Origin of the sequence: Nocardia coffeae, from assembly GCF_019890715.1 — a bacterium.
GTDB lineage: Bacteria > Actinomycetota > Actinomycetes > Mycobacteriales > Mycobacteriaceae > Nocardia > Nocardia jiangxiensis.
The window spans coordinates 246,954-255,560 of record NZ_JAINZY010000008.1; the positions used below are offsets into that span (position 1 = coordinate 246,954).

Genomic DNA, 8,607 nt, shown 5'->3' on the forward strand with positions numbered 1-8,607 from the left:
CACAACACCATCGAGGTGAAGTCATGACCGCTACCCTGTCCACCCACCCCTGGTTCGGCCGCAACGACACCGACGACCGATCAGTTCACCATCTGCCGGTTCATCGACCCGAAGATCGGATTCCCTCATGACCGAGCGCAGCGAGAAAACCTCGGGCACAACACCATCGGGCGTCGGCGAGGTGGAGTCGTGACCGCCACCCTGCCCGCTCGCCCGCGGTTCGGCCCGGACGAACTCGACGCCCTGATCGACGAGTTGCTGGCACTGCTGGGCCCGCGCGGGGTCAGCACCCTGGACCGCGCGCTGGACCGGGCCGCACGCGACGGCTCGACGATGAGCCCGATCCTGTCCGCACAACCGCTCGGCCGCCCCGACGTGGTGTGCTATCCCAAAGCAGCGCACCAGGTTCCGGCGATAGTGCGGGCGGCGGTGCGGCACGGCGTCCCGATCACCGCCCGCGGCAAGGGCACCGGCAATTACGGTCAGGTCGTGCCCCGCTACGGCGGCCTGGTGATGGATATGACCTCGCTGTCGGCCATCGGCGCACTCACCGACACGACCGTGACCGCCGAGGCCGGTGCCCGGATGATCAACCTCGAGCAGGCCGCCTGGGACGCCGGACGGCAGTTGTGGATGTATCCGTCGACCGCGCAGTCCACCCTCGGCGGATTCCTGGCGGGCGGCTCGGCGGGCACCGGGACGATCGTGCACGGCCGCAACCACATGGGTTTCGTCGAATCGGTCGATGTGGTCTACGGTCACGAGGACGCCGAACTGGTTCACCTCACCGGGCCCGATGCACAGCCGATGGTGCACACCTACGGCGTGGCCGGCATCATCGTCGCGGCCACCGTGCGCATCGAGCCGCTGCAGGACTGGAAGTGCCTGTACGCCAGCTTCGATTCGCACTACGAGGCCTTCCCGGCCGCGATGCGGGCCGCGGCGATCGAGCCGAAACCCCGTCTGCTGTCGGCCGATTGCGCCACGGTCGTCGAGGCGCTGCCCGCGGATCCGGCATTCGCGCCGGGCCGGGCGAGCGTGCGCGGCATCATCGACGCCGCCGCACTGGACGAGACGATCGACGTCCTGGTGGCCGCCGGCGGCCGCATCGAGGCGGTGCGCACCGGGCTGGCCCAGACGATGCGGCTGAGCACCCTGTCCTACAACCACCCCACCTGGTGGCTGCAGAAGGCGGTGCCGGACACCTACTTTCACATGGAGTGCCAGGGCGAGGCACTGGTCACCCGGCTACGCGAGGTGGAGGCGGTCTACCCGGGCGGCATGCTGCACCTCGAGACCGGACACGGGACCATGTTCGGGATGCTCAACGGCATCTACCGCGATCCCGAGCAGGTCTACGCCGGGGTGCCCGCCCTGGCCGAACTCGGTGTGTCGGTGCATTCGCCACATCAGTCCTACGTCGACCTGGACGCGGACCGCGTGCGGGAACTGGCCCGCACGACCGACCCCAAGGGCCTGCTCAATCCGGGAAGGTGGCACGAATGACCACATCCACACGACATTTCTTCGACCTCACCACCGCCGAGGTTCCCGTTGCGCTGCACCGCGATTCGATCCTGGTGCTGCCGACCGGGGCGATCGAGCCGCACGGACCGCATCTGCCGCTGCGCACCGATCTACTGGTGGCCGAGGCGGTCACCAGCGCCGCGGTCGAACGCGCCGCCGCCGCGGGACACGACGTGTGGTTGCTGCCGGCGCTCGGCTACACCAAGTCCGACGAGCACGCCAACCTGCCGGGGGCGATGTGGCTGGAGGCGGAGACCTTGCTGCGCACAGTGATCGACCTCGGTCGCAGCATCGCGGCGACGCCCGCGCGGCGACTGCTGTTCGTGAACTGCCACGGCGGCAATTCGGCCCTGCTCGAGGTGGCGTTGCGGGAACTGCGCCGCCGTTTCGACCTGCAGACCTTCCTGCACGGCTCACCCGCCGAGCCGGGACCGACCGAGGAGGGGTTCGGAATCCACGCGGGATGGGCCGAGACCTCGCTCATGCTGCACCTCCGGCCCGACCTGGTCGATATGACCAAAGCGAAACCCGCTGTGCCGCACGCGATCTCCGGACTGAAGCATGTCGGCTTCGGTAAGTCGGTCCGATTCGGCTGGCTCGCCGACGATTTCGCCGAATCCGGCGTGATCGGCGATCCCACCGGCGCCACCGCCGAACTCGGTGCCCAGATGTTCGCCGCCAAGGTCGACACGCTGGTGGACGCGATTCCCGAGATCGCCCTCTTCGATCCGGGCCGGGTGGTCCGCACAGCAGGGCGGCGGTGAAAGCCGCTGCCGCAGTGGCGATGACCTATCCGAACAGCATGCCACGGCGCGCGTGCACGCCTGCCGCGGACGCGGCGGCCGTGGTACTCGCCACCGGGCAGGATGCCGCGCAACGATGGTCGTTGCCCCGGATGTAACAAGCATGTTCCTTCCTTCCGGTTCCTTTGACAATCACCCTTGCGCCACTTAAGTTCCACCCTGGCAACGTGCCGTAGGTCACTGTCAGCGCTGCAAGGGGCAAGGGATGCCACCACTGGGGACGACGCGCAGATCCTTGCTGCACGCGGCGGGTATCGGCGCGGCGGCGCTCACCGCAGCGGCATGTACCGGCTTCGCCACCACCGGCGATGGCGCAATGATCCTGCTGTCCACCCAGTTTCGGCCCGCGGACGAGGCCGAACGCTTCCGGGCCCTGCTGGGCCGGACCGCGCCCGGTGTCAGCTACGTGACCGTCGAGGAGGGCTCGTTCGCGACGCAGGTGCGCAGCCAGGTGGGGGCCGGTTCGACAAAAATCGGGCTGCTCGCCGGTCTGCACGGCGACCTGGCCCCGCTGGCCCCGAAATACCTGCGGGACTTGACCAGCCTGCTCATCGATCTCGGAAACCGCGGCTGGTCCCCGGATTACCTGCAACTCGCGAAGTCCGGCACCGATCGCACCTGGTACATCCCCTGGGCCACCGCGAGTTACGTGCTCGCCGCACACACCGACGCGCTGGAGCACCTACCCTCCGGCGCCGATGCGGAGGCGCTGACCTACGACCAATTCCTCGACTGGGCCGTCGCAGCCCGCCGCGCCAACGGCAACCGCCCGATGCTGGGACTGCCCGCGGGCCCGAAAGGGCTGCTGCACAGGTTCACTCAGGGTTATCTGCTGCCGTCCTTCACCAGCGGTCAGATCACCACGTTCCGTTCCGCCGAGGCCGTAACCGCCTGGGAGTACTTCCGTGAGCTGTGGGCCAACTGCGTCCCGGCGAGCACGACCTACGACTTCATGCAGGAGCCGCTCGAGAGTGGCGAGGTGCGCATGGCCTGGGATCACGTTGTGCGCTTGGTACACGCGCCCGAACGCGATCCCCGGAATTGGCGAATGATGCCCGCACCCCGCGGCAAGCACGGACTGGGCTACATGGCCGTGCTGGCCGGGCTGGCAATTCCCGAGGGCTGCCCGGATTTCGAGTTGGCGCAGCGTACCATCACCGCATTCACCCAGCCGGACAAGCAGATTGCGCTGCTGCGCTCCAATGGCTTCTTCCCTGCCGTCAGCGCGGCGATCCCGCATGATCTCCCCCCGGCGATAAAACTCGAGGCCGATGCGGTGCAACGTCAGCAGCAGGCACCCGGCGCGATCGTCTCGCTGCCGCCGGTGGGCCTGGGCCGGCGCGAGGGTGAGGTGAGCAAGGTGTTCCAAGACAGTTTTCGCTCGATCGTGTTGGACGGGGCCGATATTCGATCGACACTCGATCAGCAGGCCCGGGTGCTGCAAGGCATCCTCGACGACCTGAACGTACCGTGCTGGGCCCCCGACCCGGCCGCCGAACTGTGCCGGGTGGAGTAGCCATGACCGCACGACTGCGCTCCCCGTGGATGCTGCTGCTGCCCTCGCTGGTGCTGATGGCGTCGCTGTTCGGCTGGCCGCTGGTACAGGGCGTGCTGGCCGCCTTCGGAAACGGTCACGGGTTCACGCTCGCCAACTGGCAGCGCCTGTTCGGCGACCCGTACTTCCTCGAAGCGCTGCGGAATACGTTGCTGCTGCTCGTCATCGTCGTCCCGATCCAGCTGATGCTCGCTGTCGGGATGGCGCTGCTGCTGCAGGCCCGGCCGCGATTCGCGGGCGGGCACTTCTATCTCTGGTGCCTGCCACTGGCGATCTCGGAACTGGCCGCGGGTCTGGTGTGGCTGTCGATCTTCGCCAATCGCGGATACCTGAATTCGCTGCTCGTATGCCTCGGGGTGTCCCACGACGGGGTGCAGTGGCTGAGCTACCAGCACACCGGCACCATGCTGTTGGCCGTCGTGCTGGCCGAGATCTGGCGCGCCACTTCGCTGGTGTTCGTCATCGTGGTCGCCGGAGTGCAGATGATTCCACGCGACTACGACGAAGCCGCACAAGTTTTCGGCGCGAGCCTGTGGCAGCGGCTGCGGCACGTCACACTGCCGCTGCTGGGCCCGAGCCTGCAGGCGGCGCTGATCCTGCGCACCATCCTGGCACTGCAGGCCTTCGCGGTCGCACAGGCCTTGACCGGACGCGATTTCCCGCTGCTGGTCGGCGAGACCTATCAGTGGTACTCGAATCTACAGAATCCCGCGGTGGCGAGCTGCGTTTCCCTTGTCGTGCTGGCCATTTCGCTCGGCACTGCGGTGTTGTATCTGCGGTCCGTGCGGCAGCCGGAAGGTGCACGATGAGCGAGGCGATCCCGAACACCGTTGCCGCCGAGTCGCACACCGTCCTCCCGCCGGTCGACCGGGCACCGTTGCGGAGGCGGCGGTGGCGGGCCGTAGGCGTCCAGCTGGGATGCATTACGGTGACGGTGTTCATGGCGTTGCCGATCGTGCTCATCGGGCTGTCGGCGGTGTCCTCGCGCGAGGCCCTCGACAAGTTTCCGAAACCGTTGATCCCCGATCACTTTTCGGGCGAAACGCTGTCGTCGTTCTTCCGGGCGACGGGCACCGTGCCCGCATTCGGTAATTCGGTGCTGGTCGGGCTTTACACAGTGTTCTGGTCGCTGGTGATCGGCGCGCCCGCGGGATATGCGCTGGCGCGCTACGCGTTCCGCGGTAAGGACACCTACCAGGTGTTCATCCTGCTGGTCCGCGCGTTGCCGATCGTGGTGCTGTCGGTGCCGCTGGCGACGATCTTCCTGCACGCCCACGTCTACGACACCGTGCTGGCGGTGACGCTCGTGCACACCACACTGGCCCTGCCAACCACCGTGCTCATCACCGCGAGCATCTTCGTCGCGGTACCGGCCGATCTGGAGGAGGCCGCGCAGGTCTTCGGCTGCACGCGGTGGCAGGCCGCCCGCAAAGTGGTGGTGCCGCTGGCGCTTCCGGGGCTGGCGGCCTCGTCGATCTTCACCTTCGTGCTGTCCTGGAACGAGATCCTGGGAGCGACGATCGTGACGCTGAGCCACCGCACGCTGCCGGCGCAGGTGCTCACCTCCCTGTCGGAGGCGTCGGCGCCGTACCGCTTCGCGGGCGGGTTCGCGCTGATCATCCCGGCGCTGTTGTTCATTCTGGCGATGCGCCGGTATCTGGTGAATATGTGGGGGACGACGCTTCGATGAAAGACCTTCCGACGATAGGGATCTGCGATGGCTGAGGTGGTCCTGCACGACCTGGTGAAGACATATCCCGGCGGTACGACCCGCGCCACCGACGACGTGTCACTCGCGATCGCCGACGGCGAATTCGTGGTGCTGCTCGGGCCTTCCGGTTGCGGCAAGACAACGTTGCTGCGGATGATCGCCGGACTGGAGGTGCCTGACTCGGGGCAGATCGTGATCGGCGGCCGGGACGTCACCTACCTCGAACCGCGACGCCGCAACCTGTCCATGGTTTTCCAGTCCTATGCGGTGTTCCCCAACAAAAAGGTCTCCGACAACATCGGTTTCGGGCTGCGCATGCGCGGGGTGTCAAGCGACGAGGTACGGCGCAAGGTCGCCTGGGCTGCCGAACTGCTGCAGCTCACACCGTATCTCGATCGCTATCCGGCGAAGCTGTCCGGGGGACAGCGCCAGCGGGTCGCGGTGGCCCGCGCGATCGTGATGGACGCCGACGTCCTGCTCATGGACGAGCCGTTGTCGAATCTGGATGCGCTGCTGCGCATGTCGTTTCGCGCCGAGTTGAAGAAGCTGGTCGCCGAACTCGGCACCACCACGATCTATGTCACGCACGACCAGGTGGAGGCGCTTTCGCTCGGCGACCGGGTGGCGGTCATGCGCGCGGGCGTGGTGGTTCAGTGCGACGCCCCCACCGCCGTATACGATGCTCCCGCAACGGAATTCGTCGGCGGATTCCTCGGCGGCCCACCCATGAACTTCCTCACCGGGACGATCGCGGCCGACGAGTCCGGCCCCCATCTCGACCTGGGCGGCCAATCACTGCCCGCACCCGCCGCCCTGTCCACGTTCGCGGGGAAGGCGATCAAGCTCGGCATACGCCCCGAGTCCATCGTCGTGAACGGCGAGGACCGCGACCACGCGGTAGACGCCGAACTCCAGGTTTTCGAACCTCTCGGCTCCGCCACCCTGCTCACCACCACCATCGCCGGACAGACAGTGAAAGTTCAAGCGACACCGGCCTTCCGAGCTGAGCCCGGCACTGTGCTGTCACTCCATTTCCCCCGGCAATCCTATCGCTGGTACGACCCGGAGACCGGCCTGCTGCTGCCGACCGACCGCGAATAACGCGCCCCCTGGCACCTTGGTGAAGAAATCCTGGATCATTGTTCCGGCCGCTTCGGAGGCACTCGCGCAGAACTCACTGTCGGATAGCGACCCGAACAGGCCGGCCCGTGCAACATGCCACCGGCGCAACCGGTCCGGGTCGGTCAGCGGGGCCGGGGGGCGCCGTTGTATGGCCCGCTCCATCAGTGGTTCGAATCATACTCGGGCGCATCGACATCGAAGCTCGACAGCGCCACAATGCCGGGCCGGGGAAGCGCTGCGGCATTGCCGGCAATTATAGTTTGCTGAAAGGAATACTCATCCAGGAGTGATCGAACCAGCAAAGGTGAACAGATCCATGGCGCCAACCTTCGACGATGTGTACCGCGAGCGGTATCTGCTGCTGACCACCTTCACCAAGGACGGCAAGCCCAAACCGACCCCGGTCTGGGGTGTGCCCGAGGGCGACAAGCTGCTGATCATCACCGACGACGGATCGTGGAAGACCAAACGGATCAACAACACCCCGCGCGTCACCATCCAGAAGTGCGGAGTGCTGGGCAAAGTGAAAGGGGAGCCGGTCGAGGCGGTGGCGCGCATGCTGCCCAAGTCCGAGACGCGGCGAGTGTTCGACAAGATCATCAAGCGGTACTGGAACCACGCCTTCTATTTCGTCCCGCAGGCGATCCTGCGAGGCGGCATCGACAAGGTCCACGCCGCCATCGAGGTTCAGGCAGTTCCCCCGTCTCCCGACGCCCAGCCCTGAACCCACCGTCGCATCGAGCTTGCTCCAGCAGAGGCTGTTTCATACTCCTGCGCCGCTTGCCGGAGCGTGTCGGCGCACCAATCGCCCGGTATGCGTCACGCCCACGCGACCTGCCAGCTCATTGCCGATGCAAACACCTCAGCTGCTCGAATATCGCTCTGAACAAACCTCCCGGCGCTGATTCCCGCGAAAACCTCTCCCACTGAGGGACATTCAGATGATCCGGACCACGGCTCGCCGACGCCGACGCGATCACGTCGTGGCGCCTCGACACCGTATGCACCGATCCGGTCGCACACCCGGCCCGCGCGATCACGATCCCACTCGATGTCGGTGATGTGAGCGGCCGCGGCATCTCGCAGTAGACCGTCGGGCAGCAGTTGCGGTGGCGCATGCGCACCGCGCCCGTCGCCGCTTCGATGAGCGCGCGTGCCGCGGCGGAGACCTGGCGCGTACAGCGGATGATCAGTTCCGGTCTCCGGCGAGCTACCGGGTGATCTGCCTCTCTGCGGCATCCCCGAACGCCACCCTCAGCCGCGAATCCTCCAGGGTGGCGCCCCGCACGGCATCGAGATCTGTTTCAGCGAACTTCCACCCGACGTCGACAATCGCGGTGCCGTCCAACAGGATTCGCCTGCCGGTCTCCCCTGGCGGCCGACAAAACTTCCGACGCATGCAACCTTCCATTCACCGGGGACTGGGATTCCGGCAGTACAACTTTCGGTTGTCACACGGATACCGCGGCGAGCTGTCTCCGATGCCTGAGCATGGTCGCCGCTTCAATGACGTGCTGCTGCACCTCCACATTTGTGGGTCCGAGTAAGCCATCGGGCCTGCGGATCTGATCGGAGCGGCGTGGGCGGGATGGGACTGGTGGGGCGGATGGGACGTGGCAGGTTCGGCGGAAGGAATTGCGAAGTCGGGGTCGAACTCGAGGTACGGCCCATGGGAGACCATGACGGGCGGGCTGTCGTTGACTCGAATCTTGTTGATTAGCAGGCGAATTCGAAGTGAACTGCGAACAAACGGACGTTGATCGGGTGGGTCGTCGCGGGGAGCGGTCCTGCATTGCGATGTCACGGGGTGTCGGTTCTGCGTGCTCGTGTCACGGTGCTTCCGGGTTCGTCTCCCGTCGTCGACGGCAGATGGTTCGGCGGCGTGAGCG

General features: G+C 66.5%; 7 protein-coding genes. All 7 read left to right on the forward strand.

Features of this window, described 5'->3' with window-relative positions:
* Positions 1-189: 189 nt before the first annotated feature.
* The 7 genes from K7711_RS27810 (at position 190) to K7711_RS27840 (ending at position 7,442) form a co-directional block, all read left to right on the forward strand.
* On the forward strand, positions 190-1,506 hold the full coding sequence (locus K7711_RS27810; protein WP_222972404.1) for an FAD-binding oxidoreductase: 1,317 nt from the start codon (positions 190-192) through the stop codon (positions 1,504-1,506).
* Positions 1,503-2,291, forward strand: coding sequence for a creatininase family protein (locus tag K7711_RS27815; RefSeq protein ID WP_222972405.1), 789 nt, complete (start codon positions 1,503-1,505; stop codon positions 2,289-2,291). The genes K7711_RS27810 and K7711_RS27815 overlap by 4 nt, the downstream gene beginning before the upstream one ends.
* 244 nt (positions 2,292-2,535) lie before the next feature.
* The gene (locus tag K7711_RS27820) at positions 2,536-3,846 is read left to right on the forward strand and encodes an ABC transporter substrate-binding protein (protein WP_235747873.1); all 1,311 of its coding nucleotides are present in this window, start codon (positions 2,536-2,538) and stop codon (positions 3,844-3,846) included.
* Between the two features lie 2 nt (positions 3,847-3,848).
* Entirely contained in the window at positions 3,849-4,694 is an 846-nt protein-coding gene (locus K7711_RS27825; protein WP_222972406.1) for a carbohydrate ABC transporter permease, read from the forward strand.
* Positions 4,691-5,575 (forward strand): carbohydrate ABC transporter permease, encoded by an 885-nt coding sequence (locus tag K7711_RS27830; protein WP_222972407.1) that lies wholly within the window; start codon positions 4,691-4,693, stop codon positions 5,573-5,575. Before K7711_RS27825 ends, K7711_RS27830 begins: the two co-directional genes overlap by 4 nt.
* Positions 5,576-5,602: 27 nt before the next feature.
* Positions 5,603-6,697 (forward strand): ABC transporter ATP-binding protein, encoded by a 1,095-nt coding sequence (locus tag K7711_RS27835; RefSeq protein WP_222972408.1) that lies wholly within the window; start codon positions 5,603-5,605, stop codon positions 6,695-6,697.
* Positions 6,698-7,034: 337 nt separating this feature from the next.
* Positions 7,035-7,442 (forward strand): PPOX class F420-dependent oxidoreductase, encoded by a 408-nt coding sequence (locus K7711_RS27840; RefSeq protein WP_222972409.1) that lies wholly within the window; start codon positions 7,035-7,037, stop codon positions 7,440-7,442.
* Positions 7,443-8,607 lie beyond the last annotated feature (1,165 nt).

What these genes read in the sequence shown, in the direction of transcription:
- K7711_RS27815 (WP_222972405.1), top strand. Translation starts at nt 1,503, where the DNA reads ATGACCACATCCACACGACATTTCTTCGACCTCACCACCGCCGAGGTT.
- K7711_RS27830 (WP_222972407.1), top strand. Translation starts at nt 4,691, where the DNA reads ATGAGCGAGGCGATCCCGAACACCGTTGCCGCCGAGTCGCACACCGTC.
- K7711_RS27840 (WP_222972409.1), top strand. Translation starts at nt 7,035, where the DNA reads ATGGCGCCAACCTTCGACGATGTGTACCGCGAGCGGTATCTGCTGCTG.
- K7711_RS27820 (WP_235747873.1), top strand. Translation starts at nt 2,536, where the DNA reads ATGCCACCACTGGGGACGACGCGCAGATCCTTGCTGCACGCGGCGGGT.
- K7711_RS27835 (WP_222972408.1), top strand. Translation starts at nt 5,603, where the DNA reads ATGGCTGAGGTGGTCCTGCACGACCTGGTGAAGACATATCCCGGCGGT.
- K7711_RS27825 (WP_222972406.1), top strand. Translation starts at nt 3,849, where the DNA reads ATGACCGCACGACTGCGCTCCCCGTGGATGCTGCTGCTGCCCTCGCTG.